A 26,055-nucleotide genomic window follows, 5' to 3' on the forward strand; every position below is an offset into this window, starting at 1 on the left:
TCTGAACATGTTAAAATATTTTGTAAGGTGTTCACGTTTCATGATTGCCGCTTCCGTTTTAATGGGACTTAAGGAAGCGGATGAATACAGGTGTTCATTTTAATAAAGAAAAGAGGTTGGTCGTGATGAGTCTCGTCCCTATGGTTGTGGAACAAACGAATCGAGGAGAACGATCTTACGATATTTACTCGCGGTTGCTTAAGGATCGCATCATTTTCCTAAGTGGCCCGATTGATGACGATGTCGCCAATCTCGTCATTGCACAGCTATTGTTCCTTTCTGCGGAAGACCCGGAGAAGGACATTAATTTGTACATTAACTCGCCAGGCGGTTCTGTTACTGCAGGCATGGGTATATATGATACAATGCAATTCATTAAGCCGGATGTATCGACGATTTGTGTAGGTATGGCTGCTAGTATGGGCTCTTTATTGCTCACAGCCGGTGCACCAGGCAAGAGATATGCACTTACCAATAGTGAAGTTATGATTCACCAGCCGCTCGGCGGCATTCAGGGGCAAGCCTCCGACATGCTGATTCATGCGGACTGGATTATCAAAACACGTGCCAAGCTGAATCAAATCTATGTGGAGCGTACAGGTCAGCCCCTCGAAAAAATCGAACGTGATACTGACCGGGATTTCTTCATGGAAGCGGAAGAGGCGAAAGCATACGGTATCATTGACCAGGTGCTGTCTAAACCGATTAATCTGTAAAGGGGTGGCTCTATGTTTAAATTTAATGATGAAAAAGGACAATTAAAATGTTCTTTCTGCGGTAAATCTCAGGATCAGGTTCGCAAGCTTGTTGCCGGACCGGGCGTATATATATGTGACGAATGCATCGAGTTGTGCACGGAAATTGTGGAGGAAGAATTGGGTCATGAAGAAGAAGTAGATCTGAAAGACATTCCAAAACCAATGCAAATCCGTGAAATTCTGGACCAATATGTTATTGGTCAGGATCAAGCGAAAAAATCATTGTCTGTTGCGGTATATAATCACTACAAACGTATTAATACACAAAACAAAATTGATGATGTGGAATTGCAAAAAAGTAACATTCTGATGCTTGGACCTACAGGTTCGGGTAAAACGTTACTTGCGCAAACCATGGCTAAAATTTTGAACGTCCCATTTGCTATCGCAGATGCCACTTCCCTTACGGAAGCGGGTTATGTGGGTGAAGACGTTGAAAACATTTTGCTGAAACTGATTCAAGCTGCCGATTATGATGTAGAAAAAGCCGAGCGCGGCATTATCTACATTGACGAAATTGATAAAGTAGCCCGCAAATCCGAAAACCCGTCCATTACGCGTGACGTATCGGGTGAAGGTGTACAGCAAGCGTTGCTTAAAATTTTGGAAGGCACAGTTGCTTCTGTACCTCCGCAAGGTGGTCGTAAGCATCCACATCAAGAATTCATTCAAATTGATACCACGAATATCCTGTTCATTTGCGGTGGTGCCTTTGATGGTCTGGAGCAAATGATCAAACGTCGTATCGGTAAGAAGGTCATCGGCTTTAACGCGACTAGTGAACAAAAAGATCTGAAACCAGGCGAATATACCTCCATGGTATTGCCAGAGGATCTGCTGAAATTCGGTCTGATTCCGGAATTCGTAGGACGTTTGCCAGTTATTTCTACGCTGGAGCCGCTTGATGAGAAGACATTGGTTCGTATTTTGTCTGAACCAAAAAATGCCTTGACCAAGCAATATCAGAAGATGCTGGAACTGGACAATGTGCAGCTGGAGTTTAAGCAAGATGCTCTGGAAGCCATTGCTCGTGAGGCGATCAAGCGTAACACGGGTGCCCGTGGCCTTCGTGCAATCATCGAAGGTATTATGCTCGACGTTATGTACGAAGTTCCTTCCCGTGATGATGTGACGACTTGCGTCATCAACGAGCAGGTAGTAAAAGACAAAATCGCACCGGAACTCGGTGGTACAGATAAGGATAAAAAACAAGAAGAGAGCGCCTAAGGATTGATACTTCGCGATCTCTACAACATGAGAAGCCAGATCTCCACTTCACTAAACCTGTATGAGGTTTTATGGGGTGGAGGTTTGGCGTTAATGGGAGAGAAAAGTACATGTTCTTAAGACAAGACACACGTCCCGTTAAAGTCGGGAATCTGACGATTGGCGGCAGCAATGAAGTCATCATCCAAAGCATGTGTACAACCAAAACGGCAGATGTGGAAGCTACAGTAGCTGAGATTCTTCGCTTGGAAGAAGCCGGATGTCAGATAGTGCGGGTTACCGTCAACAATGAGGAAGCTGCCGCAGCTATTAAGGAAATTAAGAAGCGGATTCATATTCCGCTGGTTGCAGATATTCACTTTAATCACAAGCTGGCTCTACTGGCGATTGAAAATGGGATTGACAAGGTTCGTATTAACCCAGGGAACATTGGACGACGTGAAAAAGTGGAAGCAGTCGTTAAGGCGTGTAAAGAAAAAGGGATTCCGATTCGGATTGGTGTGAACGCCGGATCATTGGAACAGCATTTACTGGATAAGTATGGCTACCCGACGCCAGAAGCGATGGTAGAAAGTGCACTGTACCATATCGGGATACTCGAAGAGCTTGATTTCCATGATATTATCGTATCACTGAAGGCTTCTGACGTTCCAATGGCGATTGCGGCTTACACGAAGGCAGCTGAAATTATTAAGTATCCCCTCCATTTGGGCATCACCGAAGCCGGTACACTCTTTACTGGAACGGTTAAAAGCGCAGCGGGTATGGGAGCACTGTTGGCAGCTGGTATCGGATCCACCATGCGTATCTCGCTAAGTGCCGATCCAGTCGAAGAAGTGAAGGTAGCACGGGAGTTGCTCAAAACGTTTGGGTTGATCACGAATGCAGCTACATTGATTTCTTGTCCGACTTGCGGGCGTCTGGATATTGATCTGTTCTCTATTGCGAACGAAGTAGAGGATTACATTGCAAAACTCAAGGTGCCGATTAAAGTATCCGTACTGGGGTGTGCAGTTAACGGTCCGGGTGAAGCGAAGGAAGCTGATATCGGAATTGCCGGAGCACGTGGAGAAGGTCTATTGTTCCGTTATGGAAAGATGATTCGCAAAGTCCCTGAGGCTGAAATGGTTGACGAATTGAAAAAAGAAATTGATATCATCGTCAAGGCTTATGAGGAAACAGGTAAAATACCGGGACGTGAAGAGCGTCACACTGCCGAGAAGGTGTAGGCAAAAGCGGTTATTTTAAAACAGGTATAATCATAAACTATGGTCATTGTATAAGCGCCGTGGAGAGCAGCTCTGCTACAGAACTGTTTTTCGCGGCGTTTTTGTATTTCTCTCTGATCTTTTGAAAGACAGCCGTTTAGCTCTCGTGGAAAAGGAAATACTGTCTTTCATAGAACAGCATTTTCAAATTGCTGAGATGAGAAACGGAGGAAATACGATGGACTTGACTATGATATTGTTATTGGTGCAAATGTTTTTCGGGATTGTCATTGGTCTGTATTTCTGGAATCTTCTGCGGAGCCAGAAAACGAACCGTAGTGCGGTGGATCGGGAATCTAGGAAGGAATTGGATAAGTTGCGCAAATTGCGCTCTATTTCACTTACTAAGCCGCTGGCTGAACGCACGCGACCTGCCACGTTACAGGATATCGTCGGTCAGAAGGACGGTCTGCGAGCGCTCAAAGCGGCGTTATGCAGTGCAAATCCGCAGCATGTCATTATTTATGGCCCTCCTGGTGTAGGGAAAACGGCTGCAGCACGTGTGGTACTGGAAGAGGCTAAGAAGAATCAGTCCTCCCCGTTCAAGGGGGATGCTAAATTCACGGAGATTGATGCCACAACGGCCCGTTTTGACGAACGTGGTATTGCGGACCCGTTAATTGGTTCAGTACATGATCCAATCTATCAAGGGGCAGGAGCGATGGGTGTAGCGGGTATCCCTCAACCTAAACCCGGAGCTGTAACGAAGGCTCATGGAGGGATGCTGTTCATTGATGAGATTGGCGAGCTGCATCCAACGCAGATGAATAAGCTGTTGAAAGTGCTGGAGGATCGAAAGGTATTTTTGGAAAGTGCATATTACAATTCAGAAGACTCGCATACGCCTGCTTACATTCACGATATTTTCCAAAATGGTTTGCCTGCGGATTTCCGTTTGGTAGGTGCGACGACACGTTCGCCGCATGAGCTGCCACCTGCTATTCGATCCCGGTGTATGGAAATTTATTTCCGTGCCCTGCAACCTCAGGAGATTGCTCGTATTGCTGAAGATGCTGTACACAAGTTGGGCTTTGGTCCTTGTCCAGAGGCAGTTGAGGTTGTACAGCGTTATGCGACCAACGGCCGGGAGGCAGTCAATATGATCCAGCTTGCTGCTGGTTTGGCGCTTACCGAGAAAAGGGAACGACTCGATGCTTCGGATGTAGAATGGGTAGCGGGTAGCAGCCAAATTCAACCTCGTCCTGATCGAAAAATACCGGGCTTGCCGCAAATCGGATTCGTTAACGGATTAGCTGTATACGGTCCGAACATGGGCATGCTGCTGGAAATTGAGGTTACTGCGGTTCCGGTTCCTGAAGGAAAGGGAAGCTATAATATTACGGGTGTTGTGGATGAAGAAGAGATCGGAGGTAACTCCCGTACACTGCGTCGTAAGAGCATGGCTAAAGGCTCTGTGGAAAATGTTCTGACTGTTTTGCGTACGCTCGGTTTGTCTCCGTCCAATTACGATCTGCATATCAATTTTCCAGGGGGGACGCCAGTAGATGGTCCGTCGGCAGGGATTGCGATGGCAACAGCTATTGCCTCCGCGATGCGGGGAATTCCGGTGGATCATGAGATTGCCATGACTGGCGAGATTAGCATCCATGGTCGAGTCAAGCCGATTGGCGGCGTATTAGCCAAGGTCGAAGCTGCTTTTCAGGCTGGTGCCAAAAAAGTGATCATTCCGCAGGATAACTGGCAAGCTCTATTTGACAGCATTGAGGGACTAAAAGTCATCCCTGTACAGTCGGTTACCGAAGTGTTTCGTCATGTGTTTGGAGAAGAGATGACCACGGATGCGCCTGTACATGCGCCAATTGAGACTTTTCGCCCATCTCAATCCTCCTTGTTACAGGCGGATGGAACACATAATGGGACGATTTCAGATACGGGATCTTGCTAATGAACTAGTCTTTCATTGGTTTTTTTATAAAACATTTGATAAAATATGAAAGATAGCAACGTGAGGATTGTAAAATCCGGAACCTGAGAATCACTGGAGGTGCGAAAGCGATGGGACCCACCAAGACAAAAGGTCGTCGTTTTCCTTTGCTGCCTTTAAGAGGACTTCTGGTTTACCCGAGCATGGTTCTGCATCTCGATGTGGGCCGGGAAAAATCGGTCAAGGCTTTGGAAAAAGCGATGGTTGAAGACAATTTGATTCTCCTGTGTTCTCAATCAGAAGTTAATATTGAAGAACCCACACAAGAGGATATTTTTCGAGTCGGCACGGTAGCCAAAGTACGCCAAATGCTCAAGCTTCCCAACGGAACCATTCGAGTATTGGTGGAAGGGCTGGAACGCGCTGAGATTATTCAATATACGGACAATGAAGAATATTATGAGGTAATGGCGAAGGAACTGCACGAGGCAGAAAACGTACAGCCTGAAACGGATGCGCTTATGCGCACTGTATTAACTCAGTTCGAGCATTATATCAATTTGTCCAAAAAGGTAACACCGGAGACTCTCGCTGCGGTATCTGATATTGAGGAGCCAGGGCGACTGGCTGATGTAATCACAAGCCATTTGACGCTCAAAATTAAGGAAAAGCAGGATATATTGGAGACGATCGACGTAACTCAGCGTCTGGAGAAGCTCCTAGATATTTTGAACAATGAACGTGAAGTGCTGGAGTTGGAACGTAAAATCAACCAGCGTGTGAAAAAGCAGATGGAAAAGACGCAGAAGGAGTATTATCTGCGTGAACAAATGAAGGCGATTCAGAAGGAACTTGGTGAGAAGGAAGGTCGCGCAGGAGAAGTTGAAGAACTACGCAACCAGCTAAGTGAACGAGAGTTGCCTGTTCCGGTGAAAGAGAAGGTCGAAAAGGAAATTGACCGTCTGGAAAAAATGCCAGCAAGCTCTGCCGAGGGTGGTGTCATCCGCAATTACGTCGATTGGCTGTTAAGCTTGCCGTGGAACAAGTTCACCGATGATGATCTTGATATCGTCAAAGCAGAAGAAATACTCGATAACGACCACTATGGGCTGGATAAGCCCAAGGAGCGGGTGTTGGAGTATTTGGCCGTGCGCAAACTGGTGAAGACCATTAAGGGACCCATTCTGTGTCTCGTAGGTCCGCCAGGGGTCGGCAAGACCTCGCTGGCTCGCTCGATTGCCAAATCCATGGGCCGGGAATTTGTCCGCATCTCTCTCGGTGGTGTGCGCGATGAAGCAGAAATCCGTGGTCACCGCCGGACCTATGTTGGCGCGATGCCGGGGCGGATTATTCAGGGAATGAAGACCGCAGGAACATCTAATCCAGTCTTTTTGCTGGATGAGATTGATAAAATGGCCTCCGATTTCCGAGGCGATCCATCGGCGGCGTTGCTCGAAGTGCTTGATCCTGAGCAAAACAACACGTTCAGTGACCATTTTGTTGAGTTGCCGTTTGATCTGTCCAACGTGATGTTTGTTACGACAGCCAATGCTGCACATAATATCCCACGTCCGCTGATGGATCGTATGGAGACGCTCTATATTCCCGGCTACACCGAACTGGAGAAGCTGGAAATCGCCAATCGATATCTATTGCCTAAGCAGAAGAGAGAGCATGGCTTGGGAGAGGAACAATTGGTTATTGGGGAGGATACGCTGCTGCGTGTCATTCGCGAATATACCCGTGAATCCGGTGTGCGGAATCTTGAACAGCAAATGGCTTCTCTGTGTCGCAAGGCAGCGAAGTCAGTTGTTTCCGGTGGTGAAGGACCGATTCAAATCACACCGGATAATTTGAAAGATTATTTGGGTATCGCCAAATTCCGTTACGGTGTAGCAGAACTGGAGGATCAGATCGGTACGGTTACAGGCTTGGCATGGACCGAGGTCGGTGGTGAAACACTGATGATTGAAGTGACGGTCGTGCCTGGTAGCGGGAAACTGATTCTTACGGGTAAACTGGGAGACGTTATGAAAGAATCCGCGCAGGCGGCATTCAGCTACACTCGTTCCAAGGCAGTCGATCTGGGCATTGAACTGGACTTCTATGAGAAAAATGATATCCACATTCATATTCCTGAGGGAGCGATACCAAAGGATGGCCCATCTGCCGGAATTACGATTGCTACCGCATTAATTTCCGCTTTAACCAACCGTCATGTATCCAAGGATGTAGCGATGACGGGCGAAATTACCTTGCGCGGTCGCGTATTGCCGATTGGCGGTTTGAAAGAAAAGTCGCTGGCTGCCCATCGGGCAGGCTACAAAAAAATTCTGCTTCCCAAAGATAATGAACGGGATTTGAAGGATATTCCCGACAGTATCCGGCAGGATGTTGAATTTGTCCCCGTTGCCCATATGGATCAGGTGTTAAAGCATGCTTTGGTTGAGCAGGCAAGGGTACATTAGAGAGGAATTAAAGACACAATGAAAGTAACAAAAGCAGAATTTATAATTAGTGCGGTTGGCCCGGATCAGTTTCCTGTGGACGCTTTGCCAGAGATTGCTCTGGCGGGGCGCTCCAATGTTGGAAAATCATCACTGATTAATCGGATGATTAACCGTAAAAATTTGGCGCGTACCAGTTCTACGCCAGGTAAAACCCAGCAACTCAATTATTACCGGATCAATGATGAGCTCTATTTTGTGGATTTTCCCGGTTACGGTTATGCTAAGGTATCCAAAACGTCTCGCAAGGCTTGGGGGCAGATGATTGAGTCTTATTTGCTGGAACGTGAGCCGCTTAAACTGGTGCTTCAAATGGTAGATTTGCGCCACCCACCGTCCAAGGATGATATCATGATGTACGACTGGCTGCGTCATAATGGGCTTCCGGTCTGTGTTGTAGGCACAAAAGCAGATAAAATCCCTAAAACACGGCGAGAAAAGCACTATAAGGTAATCAAGCAGGAACTCGGAATACTTCCCGGGGGTTTGTTTATCCCCTTTTCATCTGAAGAAGGCATGGGCAAGGAAGAGCTGTGGTCGGTCATCTCCAGCTATATCGAGAATGACGACGAAGAGCAGACGGAATTGTAAGGTTAGGGGCGTCCTGAAGGACGCCTTTTTTTCGTGATGTTGGATTAAAAACATTAAACTTATTAAATGGGTAGGAATAATATATAATAAACAAAGTAAATCGTGGGATTTAAGCATAAAAGTGAGCATATGGTGGATAATGCAGCTGCGACTCCGTTATTTTCCGTTTATTTCCGATGAATGCCGGATATTTATGATTTGATGCGCAAGAAAGCGCTGCGGGTCTGATGTATAATAAAGCATAAAGCTTACACTACAGGTTTGAGGAAAGAATTGAGGAGATTGGTATGGCACAGCGGTTAGCCACAGAGTATGTAAAAACCACTTTGACCTTGTCAGAAACCCAAATGGACGAATTTTTACAGGCAGTGAATGATCCTCAGGTGCATTACCGCATTAAAGTTCTGGATAACGGAAGACAGGAAATCGTTCTGGAGCATATTGCGGGTGAGGAAGTTCATTTATTTTTTGAAGCCAAAGAGGGAGCGTTTGTCTGTGAATTAACTTGCCGCTTAGTTCATCCACAGCTAACCCTGTTTATACGCCAACTATTTGTTCGTTTTAAGGGTGAAGGTATTGTTTACCGCATGTATCAAGGATTCACTATGGTGTATTTTTATAATGAAGGTGCGGTTCGCAAAATTATGGAAAAAAATGCAGAAGGCTCCAGGCTGGTGTTTGAATATAGAAATACAGCGCAAGAGCTGCAACAGCTTTTTCAACATCAGAACGTCGAAAAGGAAATAGCAGATGTATACAATCTCATTAATTCGTTACTTGATGAGCGGAATCTGGCGCGTACTTTCTCTGAGCTGGAACTGATTGACCACAAGCTTCGGATGAGTTGCTCCAAATTATTTGCCCTGGAAGCTTAGAAGGCTGAATATATGGAATGAATTGTTATACAGTGTAGTCCCTTTCTTTACCGAAAGGGGCTTTTTTATTCCAAAAAAATGATTGCATTTGCTGCACATAGATGTTATTTTTAATCTCGTTGAAAATGAATATAGGAACCAGGATTCACTCAGGACATTGAATGTTGCGAGAGGTTATCCCTCGGGAAGTGAATGACGTAGGTCCTAGCGGATGAAATTTTTTTCGAACATTTTATTCCTAGGAAGGGGGAACCGAAAGATGGAATTGGAATACTCAACTTTCGGAAGACACGTTGCCGTAGATACTTGGGGTGTTGAGTTTGAATTACTGAATGATGCGCAGTTTCTGGAGGCTCAATTAGTTGAAGCTGCTGAAGCTTGCGGAGCAACGGTGATGTCCGTTCAATCCAAGCAATTCGAACCACAGGGAGCTACCGTGCTTGTACTGTTGTCGGAGAGTCATCTCTCTATTCATACGTATCCTGAGAGAGGGTTTGCCGCTATTGATTGTTATACTTGCGGTGAGACTGTTGATCCGCAGTTAGCTATTGATTACCTGGTATCCGTTCTAAAACCGAAAAAAACATATGCGAAGAAGCTGATTCGCGGCTTGGGAGAACTTCAGGTGGAATCCCCGGAGTGCAAGCTGGCTGAGTTGGTGTAAATCTCCTTTATGGAGCCGTGTGCGTCCTATATCATAACCATGGAACATTTCCATGGTTATTTGTTTTAAAAGTGGTTTACACTAAACTAAATCATACAGAACGTGCTGGATGTTTATGAAAGCCATCCAATTTTCATAAACAATTCATAAAACAGCCGAAGGGGATTCGGACTTCTGTGATATAATTAACATAGTTTATGATAACAGTGAGTATTCTTATTACAGTTTAGGCAGGTGAATTTTACAATGCACATCGTCGTTGTTGGGTTGAATTATCGTACGGCGCCTGTGGAAGTCAGAGAACGGTTTACATTTGCAGAACAGGATTTGCCAAAAGCGCTGGAACAACTCAAACTTACCAAAAGTGTGTTGGAGGGCGTAGTTGTCGCAACCTGCAATCGGACTGAAATATATGTTGTGGTTGACCGCCTTCACATGTGCGGTTATTTTATACGCAGTTTTATGGAACAATGGTTTGGTATTCCTCGTGATCAGTTTACACAACATTTATATATATATGAGGACGAGCAGGCAATTCGGCATTTGTTCCGTGTGACTTGTGGTCTGGATTCTATGGTCATCGGAGAAACACAAATTTTGGGACAGGTAAAGAATGCTTTTCTTCAGGCTCAATCTCAAAAAATTACAGCAACGTGGTTTAATATGTTGTTTAAGCAGGCCGTCACATTGGGCAAGCGTGCCCATTCGGAGACGTCTATTGGAGAAAGCGCCGTATCTGTTAGCTATGCAGCAGTTGAGTTGGGCAAACGGATTTTCGGGATGTTTACGGATAAAAAGGTACTGATTCTCGGTGCCGGTAAAATGAGCGAGCTTACCGTTAAGCATTTGTACAGCGGCGGAGCTGCCGAGGTTATTGTAGCAAATCGAACTTTGTCCCGCGCCGAGGATCTGGCCTCCAAGTTTAACGGAACGCCAGTTACGATGGAGGAAGGCATAAATCGGTTGGCGGATGTGGATATTGTGATTAGCTCGACTGGTGCTCAGGGGTATATTCTGGATCGCAATCGCGTCGAAGCCAGTATGAAACGTCGTCAGTCTCGTCCTTTGTTTATGATTGATATCGCGGTTCCACGCGATTTGGACCCAGCTATTGGCGAATTGCAGAATGTTTTCCTATATGACATTGATGACCTGGAAGGGATCGTGGAGAGCAATCTGGAAATGCGCCGTACTGAAGCTGCAAAAATCGAGCATATGATTGAAGATGAGCTTAGCGAGTTTTATCAATGGTTGAAAACGATGGGAGTGCGTCCGGTGATTCGTGCATTACAGGAAAAATCGGAGTCTATACATCAGGATACGCTGGAAAGCTTGTATAACAAGCTTCCCGAGCTGGATGAACGGCAGCGTAAAGTGATAAGCCGTTTGACGAAGAGTATGCTGAATCAGATGATGCATGATCCGATCAATCGGGTTAAGGAACTGGCTGTCCAAAAGCAGGGAAATGAGGCGCTAGACATGTTTAGCCACATTTTTGCTCTGGAGGATCGTTTGGAGGACGCCGCTCAGAAAGTAGATAAAAGCGATGCATCTGCGTTAATAAAACCGGAGGCTGGTGTTCATGGAAAAACCGGTCAGGCTCAGGCTTTGCCAGCGTCGTTTGCGCCGGCCAGCCTGTAAAGGTGGGTGAACAGACGTGGCCTCAGGCATGCTTATATATGATTCAATGATTTATGTTTTTGCCCTGAGCCTTCTGTTTGTATTTTCGGATGGAATTCGTCGCAATGCGAATGCTAAACGGACAGGTACAGGGCTTCTTATTGTCGTTGTAATGCTCCAGCTTGTTTTTATGGGAATGCGAACCTGGAATGAAGGGCATCTTCCTATTTTTGTGACCTACGACTTTCTGTTTCTGTTCTCATTTATCCTGGTACTGATTTCTTTGATTCTGTCACGTTATCAGCGATCGGAATTTGCGGTGTTGCTGCTTAATATCATTAGTTTTGCTGTTCTTGTGCTCAACAATATATGGATGGAGCCGATCGACAACCCGCTTGGAAATTGGCATACCGTACATGGGCTGCTTCTGATTCATATTGCGCTGGCTAATCTTGGCTTTGTCGCGATGACGGTAGCGGCTGTATTTTCGGGGTTGTATCTGTTTTTGCATCGTAAATTGAAAGTCAAGAAATGGAATGACACGATCAAGCGCCTGCCGAGTCTGGAAATGATGGATCGGTATACACATATGGCGCTTTTAATTGGTACTCCTTTGCTGGGAGTTTCTATTGTTGTTGCTGTTATTTCTATTATTGCCGAGGAACGCTGGCGTCTTTTGCTAGATACCAAAGTGCTGATGACAGCGATTGCCTTATGCGTGTATATTGTATTTTTAGTGAGCAAAAGATTGAACCAGCGTTCTGGCCTGGTCATGGCAAAGTGGTCTTTGGTTGGCTACACGCTACTCATTCTTAATTTTTTGCTGAATTCCTGGTCTGTATTTCATCAGTGGACGGGGGAGTGAAAAGCCACTTGCAGCATTTTGTCCCGATTTCGTTGAATTGTAACAATAAGCTCTGTTGTGTTGTAGGCGGCGGCAGGATTGCGGAACGAAAGGTTAAGGGGGTGATGGAAAGTGGGGCATCCATTACCGTCATTAGCCCGAATATAACGCCGGATTTGCAGATCCTGGCCGATCACAAGCAGCTCCACTGGGTAAATCGCGTATATCGCGAGGGTGACCTCCAGGGAGCCTTTCTTGTATATGCCGCTACGAACCAGAGAGAAGTGAATAATAAGGTTGCGCATGAGGCCAGACAAAGGGGTATACTGGTAAATGTGGCGGATCGCTCGGAAGAGGGAGATTTTATAACGCCGGGCATCATCCGACGAGGGAGACTGACGATTAGTATTTCCACCGAAGGGGCAGGCCCCGCTGTGACCGCTGATATTACATCAGCCCTGGATACGTTGTTCGGTAGCGAATACGAGCCTTATCTGGATTTCATGCACGATATGCGACAAGTCATCAAACGCAAGATAAGTTCCCCACAACAAAGGACCAAACTATTAAGACGCTTGGCGAGTAGCGGAATTTTGGAACAGATACGACGTCATGAATTTATGGCTTGGACCGAAAAAGAAATAGATCTATGGATTGCGCAAAATCAGGAGGAATAACATGCGAACAATTGTGGTAGGCAGCAGACAGAGCGCTCTGGCGTTAACTCAGACCGGGCATGTCATTGAGGATTTGAATGCACTGTGCGCGGAGCATGGATTGGATTTACAATTTTTCGTGAAGAAAATCCTGACCAAGGGTGATCGAATATTAGATGTAACCTTGTCCAAAGTGGGTGGCAAAGGACTTTTTGTCAAAGAGATTGAACAGGCCATGCTGGCTGGTGAGATTGATATGGCAGTACATAGTATGAAGGATATGCCGTCCGAATTGCCAGAAGGTCTTGTCAATGGCGCTGTGCCGCGCCGTGAGGACCCACGCGATTGCCTGATCACATTGGGCGCCAAGAGTCTGGAGGATTTGCCTTCAGGAGCCAAGGTGGGCACAAGCAGCTTGCGCAGAGCCAGTCAAATCAAGTCCATGCGACCTGATCTACAATTAGAGCCAGTACGTGGCAATATTGATTCCCGTTTGAAAAAGCTGGAGACGGAAGATTTTGATGCCATCATTTTGGCAGCAGCAGGTTTGCACCGGATGGGCTGGAAAGACCGAATTACGTCCTATATACCGGAGGAGGCATGTTTGCCGGCAGTGGGACAGGGAGCGCTCGGTATTGAATGCCGTGCGAGCGATGAAGAGCTATTGGCATTGTTGAAACTCTACAACCACCAGGATACCTCGGCCACGGTTGCGGCTGAGCGAACCTTTCTGGGTGTGTTAAATGGGGGATGCCAAGTGCCAATCGGAGCTCATGCGGTTTGGGCTGGTCAAGAAATCAGCCTCACAGGGATGGTAGGTTCGCCAGATGGCGAGGTTATTTTGAAGGAAACGCTCCAGGGAAATGATCCGCAGAAGCTGGGAGAAGCGGTGGCGGCCAGTTTGATAGCCAAAGGAGCGGAACAGATTCTGGCGCAGGTGAGGGGATAATGGAATGGTGGGAAAGGTATATTTAGTAGGTGCAGGACCCGGAGATGCAAGATTAATTACGGTCAAGGGTTGGGAGTGCATTCAACTGGGCGATGTCATTGTGTATGACAGACTGGCAAGCCCTCGCCTCTTGGGGCTGATGAAGCCAGGGGCCCAAAAAATATATGTCGGCAAACTGCCAGATCGTCACACCATGAAGCAAGAGGAAATTAATCAGCTGCTGGTGGATTTAGCCTTGGAAGGAAAGACAGTCGTCCGGCTCAAAGGGGGAGACCCCACTATTTTTGGACGAGTCGGCGAGGAAGCCGGGCTACTGCGTAAACACGGTATTTCCTATGAAATCATACCTGGCATCACATCAGCCATCAGCGTGCCTGCCTATGCAGGCATTCCTGTTACGCATCGGGAGATGGCCTCGTCGCTGTCTATCATTACAGGTCATGAAAGTCCTGATAAACTAGATAAAAGTATTCATTGGGATAAAGTAACGAACGCAACGGGTACACTGATCTTTATGATGGGTGTAGCGAAGATCGGCTATATTAGTGATCAGCTGATAAAGCATGGTAAGCCGTCCGATACTCCAGTTGCTTTGATCCGTTGGGGGACCCGCGCCGAGCAAGATACGCTAGTGGGTACGCTGGCGGATATTGAAGCCAAGGTGAAGGCAGCGAATTTTCAACCGCCCGCCGTCATCGTTGTCGGAGAAGTGGTCAATCAGCGTGAACAATTAAAATGGGCAGAGGATATGCCTTTGTTTGGGAAGCGAATTTTGGTTACTCGCGCACGCGCGCAGGCCAGCAGTCTGGTTCACCGGATTGAGGAGCTTGGCGGCGAACCTTATGAGTTCCCAGTTATCCAGACCGTCGTCCCTTCGGACGAGCAGGCAAAACAGAAGATCAAAGAGGCGTTTGCGCGACTTCCTGAATATGACTGGGTGTTTTTTACCAGCGTTAACGGAGTGGAATACTTTTTCACTCATTTAAAGGAACAGGGCAAGGATGTACGTGCGCTATACAAAGCTCGTATTGCCGCAGTTGGACCAGCCACAGCAGACGCACTTCGAAAACACGGAATTGTAGCAGAACAGATCGAAGGTCCTTTTCAGGCAGAGGGACTGCTTGAAACGTTTGAGCAAGATTTGCAACCAGGGCAAAACGTATTTCTTCCAAGAGGTGATCTCGCTCGCTCATGGCTGCCGGAGCAGCTGAGAGAGATAGGACTGCATGTGACCGAGGCTGATTTGTATCAAACGGTGCTGGCTGCCAACACACAGGATGATGAACTTCTCAAGCTGCTGGAGGAGCGTGCCATTCACGCGATTACGTTTACCAGTTCCTCAACCGTAACCTATTTCATGGAAGCCCTCAGACAAATGGGGATCAGTGATCCAGTATCGCTGCTGGAGGGAGTTACGATCGCTGTGATTGGCCCCTTGACTGGTGAGACAGCAACCCAAGCCGGATTGACTGTCAGTTTGATGTCAGAGAAGGCGACTATCGAAAGTCTAATTCAATCTCTATGTGACTGGAAACAATCAAGTACGGTTATGACATTATAAATTTTAATTTTTACAAATGAATGTATAAAAAAATGGAGGTTTGTAATTATGAGTGTCCCTTTTACCAGACATCGTCGTTTGCGTCAGTCAGCTGCCATCCGCAGTATGGTGCGTGAAACGGTATTGAATCCGTCTGATTTTATCCAACCGATCTACGTAACATTTGGTACTGGAGTGAAACAGGAGATTAGCTCCATGCCAGGTGTATACCGTTTTTCCCTGGATCGGCTGGAGGAAGAACTGAAAGAAATTATTGAGCTTGGCATTCCTGCTGTGCTCCTGTTTGGCATACCAGAAACCAAGGACAGTGTAGGGACTTCAGCTTTTGTAGACAACGGTATTGTTCAGGAAGCTACTCGTTTGATCAAATCGCGTTATCCCGAACTGCTGGTCGTGGCAGACACTTGTTTGTGTGAGTTTACGGACCATGGACACTGCGGTATGGTACACATGCATGAGCATGATGGTGAAGTGTGCGGTGAAGTATTGAATGATGAATCTCTGGAGGTGCTGGTACGTACAGCCGTTTCTCAGGCCAGAGCCGGTGCAGATATTATCGCTCCTTCTAATATGATGGACGGTTTTGTACAGGCGATTCGGCAGGGACTCGATCTGGAAGGTTTTTCACATATTCCAATTATGTCTTATTCCGTCAAATATGCGTCTGCTTTTTATGGTCCTTTCCGGGAAGCCGCTGATTCTGCGCCGCAGTTTGGTGACCGCAAATCCTATCAGATGGACCCTGCCAATGCACGTGAGGCGTTGCGGGAAGCGGAGTCTGACGTGATGGAGGGTGCAGACATGCTGATGGTGAAGCCTTCTCTTTCTTATCTGGATGTAATGCGCACCATTAAGGACCAATTTGATTTGCCTATGGTGGCTTACAATGTCAGTGGTGAATATGCAATGGTCAAAGCGGCAGCCCTCCAAGGCTGGATTGATGAAAAGGCGATGGTGCTGGAGATTCTGACAAGCATGAAGCGTGCCGGTGCAGATATGATTATTACCTATTCTGCCAAGGATGCGGCAAGATGGTTGAAGCAATAAGTGTATTTTTCAGAAGACAGGAGTGATTAGAATGATCGACGAACAACGAACGGTACGCAAGGATACGCGTTCCAAAGCAGCCTTTGATGAGGCAAAACAATATATTCCGGGTGGCGTAAACAGTCCGGTTCGAGCTTTTAAATCCGTGGGTATAACACCGGTATATATTGATCGTGGGGAAGGATCACGTGTATATGATATCGACGGTCAATCCTATATAGACTATGTATGTTCGTGGGGACCGCTTATTATGGGTCATGCGCACCCTGAAGTGGTTAAAGCCTTACAGGCTGCTGTTGTAAAAGGAACCAGCTTCGGAGCCCCAACGCTTGCGGAAACGGAAATGGCCAAGCTCGTATGTGAGCGTGTTCCTTCTATGGACATTGTTCGAATGGTCAACTCGGGAACCGAGGCAACAATGAGTGCGATCCGACTCGCGCGTGGATTTACGAAACGCAGTAAAATCCTTAAATTTGAAGGTTCTTATCACGGTCATGCAGACAGCTTGCTGATTAAAGCGGGCTCTGGTGTTGCCACCCTAGGTCTACCTGATAGTCCGGGTGTACCTGAAGTCGTGGCCACACATACAATCACTGTCCCTTATAATGATTTGGCGTCGGTGAAGCTGGCTTTTGAGAAATTTGGCGAAGAGATTGCTGCGATTATTGTCGAGCCAGTAGCCGGCAATATGGGTGTTGTACCGCCACAGCCTGGATTTTTGGAAGGTTTGCGTGAGGTAACCCGACAGTACGGAAGTCTGCTGATTTTTGATGAAGTCATGACTGGATTCCGGGTAGGACTTCATTCTGCTCAAGGGCGCTTTGGTGTGACGCCGGATCTTACGTGTCTGGGCAAAGTGATTGGTGGTGGCCTACCTGTAGGTGCATATGGCGGCCGTCGCGACATTCTAGAGCAAATTGCACCATCTGGCCCGATCTATCAAGCGGGCACGCTGAGCGGAAATCCGCTGGCTATGGCAGCAGGTTATTCGACGCTTAAATTGCTGACACCGGAAGTATATGATCGTCTGGAAGAACGGGCAGCACGGCTTCAGGCCGGATTCGAACATAACGCGCGTGAACTGGGTATTCCTGTCACGATCAACCGTGTCGGTTCTATGGTGTGTCCGTTCTTCACAGACGAGAAGGTTGTCAATTTTGACACTGCTAAAACGAGTAATCAGGACCACTTCCGCCGTTACTTTACTGAAATGGTCAATGAGGGCGTTAGTGTAGCTCCATCTCAATTTGAGGGCATGTTCGTATCAGGTGTGCATACAGTTGAGGATATTGATGCGACCATTGAAGCGAACTATCGCGCGCTCAAACGTCTATGAGTTGGAAAGGCAGCTGGAAAAGAAGAGGACCGTGGCTGGAAGTCACACCAGGGCGAGAAATTGCAACTGATGAAAATCGCGCTGAAGCTGTGGACCGCTGGTTGCTGAACCGTCTGGGATTACCGGACAAGCTGTGGCGCAGGCTACGGCATGAAAAAGGGATTGAACTTACAGGGGACCGGCTACGGCTGGCCCTTTTTCCTGTAGTGGACCTCGGCGTCATCCCACGTTGGTATGATTTGAAGATACTATACGAGGATGATTTTTGCTTGGTTGTACACAAACCAGCGGGGATGGCGGTCCATCCAGACGGTGGTGTAAAGGATGGTCCGCTAACATTGGATCATGCTGTCGCATCCTACTATGAAATCAACGACATTCATACAGCAGTACGGCATGTACATCGTCTGGATGTGGACACGACAGGCCCGGTGCTATATGCCAAAAATGAATTTTCGTTGCTCAAGCTGGACGAACAAATGCGAGCTAAAGACATCGGTCGTCGCTATGTAGCTTTGGTACGAGGGAAAGTACCTCCATCGCTGCGGACGTTGGATTGGCCGATTGGCAAGGATAGGCATCATAAACAGCGCCGCCGTGTATCCCCAACTGGACAGAAGGCGGTTACCCATGTGGAAGTTGGTGAAGTATGGGGGAGTGGTCCGAATGCGGTCAGTCTCGTGTATCTGACGCTGGAGACAGGTCGGACGCACCAGATACGCGTACATCTTAGTCATGCTGGCTATCCTTTGCTTGGGGACGTATTATACGGCGGTCGTGCTGCTGATTTTGGCAGACAGGCCCTTCACGGAGAGAGCCTCACCTTCTGTCATCCGCTGAGCGGCGAAACGATTATCGTCGAGGATGCTTGGCCGGATGATTTTCAAAAGCTGCACAAACAGCTATAAAAGATGGCATGCCTTCTATTTTGGCGCATATACTTGAACCTAGAAACGGTTTGCAATATGGAGTTTCCGTGCGCCTGACACGAGTCAGAGGATGTGCGGAGGCTGCCCAAAGGAGGATGCCATCCTTGAATAAACAACAGAATGATCAGCCGCAAGGCTTGCGTTTTGATATTTATGAACGCATTCATTTGACGGAGGAAGCTGCCGGGATTGCCGAGTTGGAGGAAATTGAGCTTCTGCCACGCATTCAGGTTGTAACCCACGGCGACCATGCCGCTTTGCGAGGGCATTTGCTGCTGGAGGGCGTGTACCGCACACCTGAACAGATCACGAGCGAGCTTCATCATTTGATCCCTGTGGAAATTACCATTCCGCTTAACCGGGTAGGAAGATTGGAAGATATCTCCGTGGAGATTGAAAATTTTGATGTGGACCTGCTCTCTTTACGTAGTCTAAACATTACAGGGGTGCTTTCTTTGCATGGGGTGGAAAGCTCGCATGCAGAGGAGACGGCGGTTTGGCTGGATGAGGAATTTACTGTGGTGCATGCACCTGAACATCCGGCTCCATCTCTTTACGGCGCTGGAGAGCATCGTCACGAAGAGGTTTATTCTACCCAAGACTCGGTGTACAACAACATTTCAGACCCGGAAACTTCATACAAAGTACCAGCACAACAAGAGTCAGCTTACTGGGAACAGTCGTCAGAGGATCAAGGGGAACAGAAGCCATCATTGGAGCATCAAGCTTATGATCCGAGAGTAGATCCGAACCGATATTATGAGCCGTGGACGGGAAAAGTAGTTGAAGACAGCTCTTCCGAAGTTAAGCATGAGCAGGAGGCGTCGGAAGTGTGGGCATTTCAGCAAGAGGAAGCAGGGACGGAAGGGAACGAGCCCAAAGTATCCTCTGCATCTCCTAATGTAGCATACGACCCTTTGCTGTCAGAGCCACATTCTGCCACAGAGTCGGAGATTTATCTGGAGCCGCAGTTGGAAGCAAGTCAGGGGAATGACTTTGACTTCAGGCCTGAAGCGTCAGAACAGGTAAACCATGAAGTTCAGGATACCTTTACTGAGGAAAAGCCAGAGATGCGCGTGGCGCTTAACAGTAAAAAGAATGAAGGAGCAGACGAGCCGGACCCGGTTGTCTACTCATCATTGCTTCAATCCAGCCGTTCGGTGAAGGAAGCCGAACACCAGCAGCAGCTGGAACATGAACCGCAAGGTCAGGATCAGAAAGCCGAGGAAGAGCGTGAGGATGCCAAGTGGAAAAATCTTTTTTTCCATACACAGGATGAAACGCCTTTCCGCAAGGTGCGGTTATGCATTGTACAGCGCGAGGATACACTGGAAACGATAGCAGACCGTTATCAGCTCAGCACACGGGAGCTTCAATTGTATAATAGATTGGCAGAGCATCATGTAGAAGAAGGGCAGGTATTGTACATCCCTTGATTCGGTTGCTGAAACATGCGACGAAGTGCTGACTATCGTCAATGAGAAATGGGTGTTGACTATAGTCAATGGGAAATGTATGATGTGGTATAGTTATTGAAAGACTGAGATCGGGAAGAGTAGGCAGCAAGCCCTTCAGAGAGTGGAATTGCAGCGCTGTGAGGTTCCGCAGGAAGCTACTGGCCGAAGTCACCCGGGAGTCGCCTGTTTGAACGGTTCCTCATTTCATTCCTTCGGAAGGTAAGAGGTTCACGGTAGAATAAGGCCGGTCCGCAACCGTTATCTGCATAAAGTGTCACACCATGTGTAATGGATCAGTGGATACATGCGCTAGGGGTGAAACAAAGGTGGTACCGCGAGAGAACAGCCTTTCGTCCTTTGAGGATGAAGGGCTTTTTTTATTTGCCAATTGAAAATCATGGAGGTATCCTGATATGTCAGAACAAGACAACAAGACAACCTTGGAAATGCCAACAACGTATGATCCCAAATCAGCAGAACAAAAATGGTACAAAACGTGGATGGAGAAGGGCTATTTCCGCGCCGGGCAACATCCAGAGGCAGAGCCTTTTACTATCGTTATTCCACCACCGAATGTTACGGGTATGTTGCATATTGGACATGCTCTTGACTTTACTTTGCAGGATATTATTATCCGCGCCAAGCGGATGCAGGGTTATGATGCCTTGTGGCTGCCAGGGGCAGACCATGCAGGTATTGCTACTCAAACAAAAGTAGAGCAGAAGCTACGTGAAGAAGGTTTGACTCGCTATGATTTGGGCCGTGAGAAGTTTTTGGAGAAAGTGTGGGAGTGGAAAGATCTTTATCTGGACAATATCCACAATCAATGGGAGAAAATGGGCTTTTCTCTCGATTATTCTCGTGAACGTTTTACATTGGATGAGGGACTGTCCAAAGCGGTACGCGAAGTATTCGTTAAACTGTACAAAAAGGGTCTGATTTATCGCGGTAAACGCATCATTAACTGGGACCCCGCTGCACGTACCGCATTGTCGGATATTGAGGTGGAATACAAAGAGGTGAACGGAAATCTGTATCACCTGCAATACCCTCTGAAAGACGGTAGCGGATTTATTACTGTAGCCACTACACGCCCTGAAACGATGCTGGGCGATACGGCTGTAGCTGTACATCCAGAAGATGAACGCTATAAGCAAATGATCGGCAAAACGCTTGTGCTTCCAATCATCGGGCGTGAAATTCCGGTCATTGCGGATGACTATGTAGATAAAGATTTCGGTAGCGGCGCGGTTAAAATCACACCGGCTCACGATCCGAATGACTTTGAAATGGGTCAACGTCACCAGTTGCCTCAAATTACGGTGATGGACGAGACGGGAACGATGAATGCTGAAGCAGGCAAATATCAGGGACTGGATCGCAGCGATTGCCGTAAGCAAATCGTCGCTGATTTGAAAGAGCAGGGTGTACTGATTCGTATTGAAGAGCATGTACACCAAGTAGGTCATAGTGAGCGTTCTGGCGTAGTTGTAGAACCTTATCTGTCGACGCAATGGTTCGTGGAAATGAAGCCTCTGGCAGCTAAGGCGATTGAAGCACAGAAGGCTGGCAACGGTGTAAACTTTGTACCGGATCGCTTTGAGCGTACTTATCTGCATTGGATTGAAAATGTGCGGGATTGGTGTATTTCCCGTCAATTATGGTGGGGACACCGTATTCCGGCTTGGTATGATGAGGAAACCGGAGAAGTTATTGTATCGGCGGAGGACCCTACCACTTTGCCTGAATATGCCGGTAGAAAACTCAAACAGGATGAGGATGTACTCGATACTTGGTTCAGCTCTGCTTTGTGGCCGTTTTCGACCCTAGGTTGGCCTGAGCAGACAGAGGATCTCAAACGCTATTATCCGACGAATGTTCTGGTGACAGGCTATGACATTATTTATTTCTGGGTATCGCGTATGATCTTTACCGCGCTGGAGTTCACGGAAGAGATTCCGTTCAAGGATGTACTTATGCACGGTTTGGTTCGTGACGCGGACGGAAGAAAAATGTCCAAATCCCTGGGCAATGGTGTTGATCCGCTCGACGTGATCGACCAATATGGTACCGATGCAATGCGTTATATGATCTCCACCAGCAGCACACCTGGACAAGATCTTCGTTTCCGCTGGGAACGTGTGGAGCAGGCGCGTAACTTTGCCAATAAAATTTGGAATGCATCACGCTTTGCGCTGATGAATCTGGAAGGCGTCACTGCGGCAGATATAGACATTACTGGTGACTTGAGCACCGTTGACCGTTGGATTCTGCACCGTCTAAACGAAACTTCACGCGACATCACGCGTCTAATAGATGCTTATGAATTTGGCGAGACAGGCCGCCTTCTGTATAACTTTATTTGGGATGATTTGTGCGACTGGTACATTGAGTTTGCGAAGCTTTCCCTATATGGCGATAATGCAGAGGCGAAAAAGAAAACACAATCCGTACTTGCATACGTTTTGGATCGGACACTGCGCATGATTCATCCGTTCATGCCGTTTATCTCCGAGGAAATATGGCAGCATCTTCCGCATGAGGGAGAAACGATCACACTGGCCGCTTGGCCTGCTTACGATCCTGCTTTCGAGGATAAGGATGCGGTCGCTGAAATGAATTTGCTGATCGACGTGATTCGGGCTGTGCGCAATATCCGCGCTGAAGTCAACGTGCCGATGAGTAAAAAAATTGAATTGCTCATAAAACCCGGCGATCAAGCCGTTCTTGATATCATTAACCGCAATGGGGAGTATGTACGTCGATTCTGTAACACGTCTGAATTCGACGCAGGCTTAGAGTTCACCGCTCCAGATAAAGCCATGACATCTATTGTTAGCGGCGCAGAGCTATACCTGCCGTTAGCCGGACTGCTAGATATTGCCCAGGAAATTAGCAGACTTGAAAAAGAACTTCAGCATTTGAACAGTGAAGTGGAGCGCGTGGAGAAAAAACTCTCCAACCAAGGCTTTGTGGCGAAGGCACCAGCCAAAGTCATCGAGGAAGAGAAGGCCAAGCAAGCCGATTACTCAGATAAGCGCGCTAAAGTTATCGCACGTATTGAAGAACTCAAGGGATAATTTCACTCACAATAAAATGACCTGAAGGTGAAGAGGATGTCAGATACGATCAGGGGCGGCGACATAGCCCCTTTACAAAGTTATGATGAAGCAGTGGAATGGATTAATGGGTTGATTCCGTTTGGCATTAGACCCGGATTGGAACGAATCGAACAGCTGATGAGTAGGCTGGGTGATCCGCAACGACATCTGAAATTTATTCATATTGCAGGAACCAACGGTAAGGGCTCGACTTGTGCCTTTCTAACCTCTGTGCTTCTGAAATGTGGATACGATGTTGGGACCTTTACTTCTCCGTACATCACCCGATTTACGAACCGTTTTCAATTCAACGGGACCGATATTCCAGATGAAACGCTGGTTTCACTGGCCAATCGCTTGTATCCGTTGGTGAAAGAAATCGCAGATAGTGAGTTGGGATCACCTACGATGTTTGAGGTGTCCACAGCGTTGGCTATTTTGTACTATGCTACGGTAGCTTTTCCAGATGTTGTGGTATGGGAGACAGGCCTCGGGGGAAGGATGGATGTAACTAATATCGTGAGTCCTATCGTTTCGGTCATTACGAATGTCGGCTATGACCATACGGACATTTTGGGAGATACACTGGAACAGATTGCAAGAGAAAAGGCTGGGATCATCAAGCCGGGTGTACCTGTCGTCAGTTGTGTTTCCCAGCCCGAGGCTATTCAGGTCATACGTGAAACGGCGGCCAAGCAAGGAGCTACCTTGTACCTGGCAGGAGAACAATTTACGTATGAACGGTTAAACGGGAATGAAACAGGTCAGACCTTTTCATTCGCCGGACCCTTCCGACATATGGAAATCGACATCACGTTGTTAGGTGAGCATCAATGTTCTAATGCGGCAGGAGCTCTGATGGCACTTGAAGTCCTACGTCAGTATATGGCTTTTGTGTTGGATGATGAGGATCTGCTGGAGGGATTTAGGCAAGCTGCCTGGGCAGGGCGTCTCGAACAAGTCAGTACCTCGCCGAGAATTGTCCTTGATGGGGCTCATAATCCAGAAGGGGCGCAAACGCTGGCCAAGAGTCTCCCACAAGTGTATTCGTACAAAAAATTGGTTTTAATGATGGGGATGCTATCAAACAAGCATCATGAGGCATACTTGCAGCATATACTGCCACTAGTGGATACGCTTATCCTGACCGAGCCCGATTTTCGCCGCAAAATGAATGCCGCTGATTTGGCTCATCTCGTGGAGAAGCTGCGGCCGTCTTATGCCAAAACGGATTTAAAAATTATTGTAGAAGGTGACTGGAAAAAGGCTTTAAACCTGCTTCAGTCACATACGGAAGCGGAAGATCTGGGGGTGGTGTCCGGCACGCTGTATCTTATTGCGGATGTACGGGCTACCCTTATGTATCAAACCGATTCGGAAAAAGGTTGGTGAAATTTGTTGATTACTTCGGAACATGTTCATTTTATCGGTATCGGCGGCTACGGGATGAGCGCGATTGCTCGGGTCATGCTGGAGATGGGATATACCGTGACTGGCTCAGATGTGGCATCACAGGAGCTGACAGAAAAACTGGCGGCAAAAGGCGCAAAAATATATATTGGACACACGCCTGAACATATTGCGGGCGCAGATATCGTCGTCTATTCAACAGCATTGTCACGTGACAATGTAGAGCGGGTGGCAGCAGAAGAATTGAATATTCCAACACTGCACCGTTCGCAGATGCTGGCTCGCTTGCTTAACGAACGTAAGGGTATAGCGGTTGCGGGTGCGCACGGGAAAACGACAACCTCTTCTATGATTGCTCTGGTTATGGAGAGATGTAACGTTGACCCAACGTATATTATCGGCGGCGAAATCACGAATTTGGGGACGAACGCCAAAGCGGGGAAAAGCGAGTTTGTCGTTGCCGAGGCGGATGAGAGCGATGGTTCTTTCCTACAATATCATCCTTGGCAGGGGATCGTAACCAATATTGAAGCAGATCATTTGGAAAATTACGATGGGGACTTCAATCGCCTGAAAAGTGCTTACGTGCAATTCTTGAGCCAAATTCGGCCGGATGGAGCAGCTATTGTATGCGCAGATGATCAGAACATCCGAGAGATGCTGCCTCAGCTCCAAACTCGGGTCATTACTTATGGGGTAGAGCATGAAGCGGATTACATGGCGACAGATATCCAACTAGGTGACCGCCGATTAAGCTTTACGATGAGCCGTAAGGGAACAGCACTCGGAACGATTGAATTGTCTGTACCTGGTAAACATAACATGTATAATGCGATGGCTACCGTGATTTCATGTCTGGAAGCAGGGATTCCATTTGATCAAATTGCTGCAACTATTGTGGAATTTCATGGAGCGAAACGTCGTTTTCAAGTGCTAGGTGAAGGCAATGACATTTTGATTATTGATGATTATGCGCATCACCCAACAGAGATTGAGGCTACGATCAGTGCAGCGAGAGCAACTGGCAAGCGTATTATTGCCGTGTTCCAGCCACAACGCTACAGTCGTACCTTTTTCCTGCTGGATGCGTTCAGCCGTGCGTTTAGCGAGGCTGGTGAAGTGATCATTACCGATATTTATTCACCAGCAGGAGAAAAACAGATTGAAGGTGTGCATTCTTCCAAACTGGTGGATTTAATCGTCCAAAACAGCAATGCGAATGCAATCTATTTACCAACCAAAGAAGCTGTGATCGAAGAGCTGAAAGATCGGTTACAACCAGGCGATCTTGTGCTGACAATGGGAGCAGGAGATATCTGGAAAGCTGGCGACGCGTTAGCACGCCATCTTCGCGGGCAACAAGTGTAATA

At 47.3% G+C, this 26,055-nt stretch carries 20 protein-coding genes; all 20 read left to right on the plus strand.

Translation table 11 applies throughout. The annotated features are described in order from the left end of the window. Window positions 1–125 precede the first annotated feature (125 nt). The 20 genes from clpP (at window position 126) to murC (ending at window position 26,053) form a co-directional block, all read left to right on the plus strand. A complete protein-coding gene (clpP, locus tag G7035_RS14445; RefSeq protein ID WP_016324659.1) occupies window positions 126–716 on the plus strand; it encodes an ATP-dependent Clp endopeptidase proteolytic subunit ClpP in 591 nt (196 codons plus the stop codon). Window positions 717–728: 12 nt separating this feature from the next. Next, complete coding sequence (gene clpX / locus G7035_RS14450; RefSeq protein ID WP_013372695.1) at window positions 729–1,985, plus strand: ATP-dependent protease ATP-binding subunit ClpX; 1,257 nt, start codon at window positions 729–731, stop codon at window positions 1,983–1,985. Between the two features lie 110 nt (window positions 1,986–2,095). Then, a complete protein-coding gene (gene ispG / locus G7035_RS14455) occupies window positions 2,096–3,214 on the plus strand; it encodes a flavodoxin-dependent (E)-4-hydroxy-3-methylbut-2-enyl-diphosphate synthase (protein ID WP_017427410.1) in 1,119 nt (372 codons plus the stop codon). 217 nt (window positions 3,215–3,431) lie between these two features. Further along, entirely contained in the window at window positions 3,432–5,159 is a 1,728-nt protein-coding gene (lonB, locus tag G7035_RS14460) for an ATP-dependent protease LonB (protein ID WP_016324658.1), read from the plus strand. A 110-nt stretch (window positions 5,160–5,269) separates the two neighbouring features. Continuing rightward, window positions 5,270–7,606, plus strand: coding sequence for an endopeptidase La (gene lon / locus G7035_RS14465; protein WP_016818409.1), 2,337 nt, complete (start codon window positions 5,270–5,272; stop codon window positions 7,604–7,606). 18 nt (window positions 7,607–7,624) lie between these two features. Then, window positions 7,625–8,236, plus strand: coding sequence for a ribosome biogenesis GTP-binding protein YihA/YsxC (yihA, locus tag G7035_RS14470; RefSeq protein WP_013372691.1), 612 nt, complete (start codon window positions 7,625–7,627; stop codon window positions 8,234–8,236). Between the two features lie 287 nt (window positions 8,237–8,523). After that, a complete protein-coding gene (locus G7035_RS14475) occupies window positions 8,524–9,111 on the plus strand; it encodes a hypothetical protein (protein WP_016818410.1) in 588 nt (195 codons plus the stop codon). A gap of 265 nt (window positions 9,112–9,376) precedes the next feature. Next, a complete protein-coding gene (gene speD / locus G7035_RS14480; RefSeq protein ID WP_025365654.1) occupies window positions 9,377–9,775 on the plus strand; it encodes an adenosylmethionine decarboxylase in 399 nt (132 codons plus the stop codon). A 246-nt stretch (window positions 9,776–10,021) separates the two neighbouring features. Next, window positions 10,022–11,416, plus strand: a complete 1,395-nt coding sequence (gene hemA / locus G7035_RS14485) for a glutamyl-tRNA reductase (protein WP_017427411.1) — start codon at window positions 10,022–10,024, stop codon at window positions 11,414–11,416. 16 nt (window positions 11,417–11,432) lie between these two features. Continuing rightward, window positions 11,433–12,260 carry a cytochrome c biogenesis protein CcsA gene (gene ccsA, locus G7035_RS14490; RefSeq protein WP_016818412.1) on the plus strand — a complete coding sequence of 276 codons (828 nt, stop codon included), beginning with the start codon at window positions 11,433–11,435 and terminating at the stop codon, window positions 12,258–12,260. An 8-nt stretch (window positions 12,261–12,268) separates the two neighbouring features. Next, window positions 12,269–12,916 (plus strand): precorrin-2 dehydrogenase/sirohydrochlorin ferrochelatase family protein, encoded by a 648-nt coding sequence (locus G7035_RS14495; RefSeq protein ID WP_019688417.1) that lies wholly within the window; start codon window positions 12,269–12,271, stop codon window positions 12,914–12,916. A gap of 1 nt (window position 12,917) precedes the next feature. After that, on the plus strand, window positions 12,918–13,844 hold the full coding sequence (hemC, locus tag G7035_RS14500) for a hydroxymethylbilane synthase (protein ID WP_019688416.1): 927 nt from the start codon (window positions 12,918–12,920) through the stop codon (window positions 13,842–13,844). A gap of 4 nt (window positions 13,845–13,848) precedes the next feature. Beyond that, window positions 13,849–15,405 carry a uroporphyrinogen-III C-methyltransferase gene (gene cobA, locus G7035_RS14505; protein ID WP_019688415.1) on the plus strand — a complete coding sequence of 519 codons (1,557 nt, stop codon included), beginning with the start codon at window positions 13,849–13,851 and terminating at the stop codon, window positions 15,403–15,405. A gap of 48 nt (window positions 15,406–15,453) precedes the next feature. Next, on the plus strand, window positions 15,454–16,452 hold the full coding sequence (gene hemB, locus G7035_RS14510) for a porphobilinogen synthase (protein ID WP_019688414.1): 999 nt from the start codon (window positions 15,454–15,456) through the stop codon (window positions 16,450–16,452). Window positions 16,453–16,483: 31 nt separating this feature from the next. Further along, the gene (gene hemL / locus G7035_RS14515) at window positions 16,484–17,788 is read left to right on the plus strand and encodes a glutamate-1-semialdehyde 2,1-aminomutase (RefSeq protein ID WP_017427415.1); all 1,305 of its coding nucleotides are present in this window, start codon (window positions 16,484–16,486) and stop codon (window positions 17,786–17,788) included. After that, window positions 17,785–18,696 (plus strand): RluA family pseudouridine synthase, encoded by a 912-nt coding sequence (locus tag G7035_RS14520; RefSeq protein ID WP_019688413.1) that lies wholly within the window; start codon window positions 17,785–17,787, stop codon window positions 18,694–18,696. The genes hemL and G7035_RS14520 overlap by 4 nt, the downstream gene beginning before the upstream one ends. A gap of 125 nt (window positions 18,697–18,821) precedes the next feature. Continuing rightward, window positions 18,822–20,153 (plus strand): LysM peptidoglycan-binding domain-containing protein, encoded by a 1,332-nt coding sequence (locus tag G7035_RS14525; RefSeq protein ID WP_019688412.1) that lies wholly within the window; start codon window positions 18,822–18,824, stop codon window positions 20,151–20,153. Between the two features lie 434 nt (window positions 20,154–20,587). Next, the gene (locus G7035_RS14530) at window positions 20,588–23,254 is read left to right on the plus strand and encodes a valine--tRNA ligase (RefSeq protein WP_017427418.1); all 2,667 of its coding nucleotides are present in this window, start codon (window positions 20,588–20,590) and stop codon (window positions 23,252–23,254) included. Window positions 23,255–23,290: 36 nt separating this feature from the next. Then, window positions 23,291–24,667: a bifunctional folylpolyglutamate synthase/dihydrofolate synthase gene (locus G7035_RS14535; protein ID WP_016818421.1), complete on the plus strand. Its 1,377-nt coding sequence runs from the start codon at window positions 23,291–23,293 to the stop codon at window positions 24,665–24,667. Between the two features lie 6 nt (window positions 24,668–24,673). After that, entirely contained in the window at window positions 24,674–26,053 is a 1,380-nt protein-coding gene (murC, locus tag G7035_RS14540; RefSeq protein ID WP_038978209.1) for a UDP-N-acetylmuramate--L-alanine ligase, read from the plus strand. The last annotated feature ends 2 nt before the right edge of the window (window positions 26,054–26,055 follow it).

This window comes from Paenibacillus polymyxa (assembly GCF_015710975.1).
Taxonomy (GTDB): domain Bacteria; phylum Bacillota; class Bacilli; order Paenibacillales; family Paenibacillaceae; genus Paenibacillus; species Paenibacillus polymyxa.

What these genes read in the sequence shown, in the direction of transcription:
- clpP (WP_016324659.1), top strand. Translation starts at nt 126, where the DNA reads ATGAGTCTCGTCCCTATGGTTGTGGAACAAACGAATCGAGGAGAACGA.
- clpX (WP_013372695.1), top strand. Translation starts at nt 729, where the DNA reads ATGTTTAAATTTAATGATGAAAAAGGACAATTAAAATGTTCTTTCTGC.
- ispG (WP_017427410.1), top strand. Translation starts at nt 2,096, where the DNA reads ATGTTCTTAAGACAAGACACACGTCCCGTTAAAGTCGGGAATCTGACG.
- lonB (WP_016324658.1), top strand. Translation starts at nt 3,432, where the DNA reads ATGGACTTGACTATGATATTGTTATTGGTGCAAATGTTTTTCGGGATT.
- lon (WP_016818409.1), top strand. Translation starts at nt 5,270, where the DNA reads ATGGGACCCACCAAGACAAAAGGTCGTCGTTTTCCTTTGCTGCCTTTA.
- yihA (WP_013372691.1), top strand. Translation starts at nt 7,625, where the DNA reads ATGAAAGTAACAAAAGCAGAATTTATAATTAGTGCGGTTGGCCCGGAT.
- G7035_RS14475 (WP_016818410.1), top strand. Translation starts at nt 8,524, where the DNA reads ATGGCACAGCGGTTAGCCACAGAGTATGTAAAAACCACTTTGACCTTG.
- hemA (WP_017427411.1), top strand. Translation starts at nt 10,022, where the DNA reads ATGCACATCGTCGTTGTTGGGTTGAATTATCGTACGGCGCCTGTGGAA.
- hemC (WP_019688416.1), top strand. Translation starts at nt 12,918, where the DNA reads ATGCGAACAATTGTGGTAGGCAGCAGACAGAGCGCTCTGGCGTTAACT.
- cobA (WP_019688415.1), top strand. Translation starts at nt 13,849, where the DNA reads ATGGTGGGAAAGGTATATTTAGTAGGTGCAGGACCCGGAGATGCAAGA.
- hemB (WP_019688414.1), top strand. Translation starts at nt 15,454, where the DNA reads ATGAGTGTCCCTTTTACCAGACATCGTCGTTTGCGTCAGTCAGCTGCC.
- hemL (WP_017427415.1), top strand. Translation starts at nt 16,484, where the DNA reads ATGATCGACGAACAACGAACGGTACGCAAGGATACGCGTTCCAAAGCA.
- G7035_RS14520 (WP_019688413.1), top strand. Translation starts at nt 17,785, where the DNA reads ATGAGTTGGAAAGGCAGCTGGAAAAGAAGAGGACCGTGGCTGGAAGTC.
- G7035_RS14530 (WP_017427418.1), top strand. Translation starts at nt 20,588, where the DNA reads ATGTCAGAACAAGACAACAAGACAACCTTGGAAATGCCAACAACGTAT.
- G7035_RS14535 (WP_016818421.1), top strand. Translation starts at nt 23,291, where the DNA reads ATGTCAGATACGATCAGGGGCGGCGACATAGCCCCTTTACAAAGTTAT.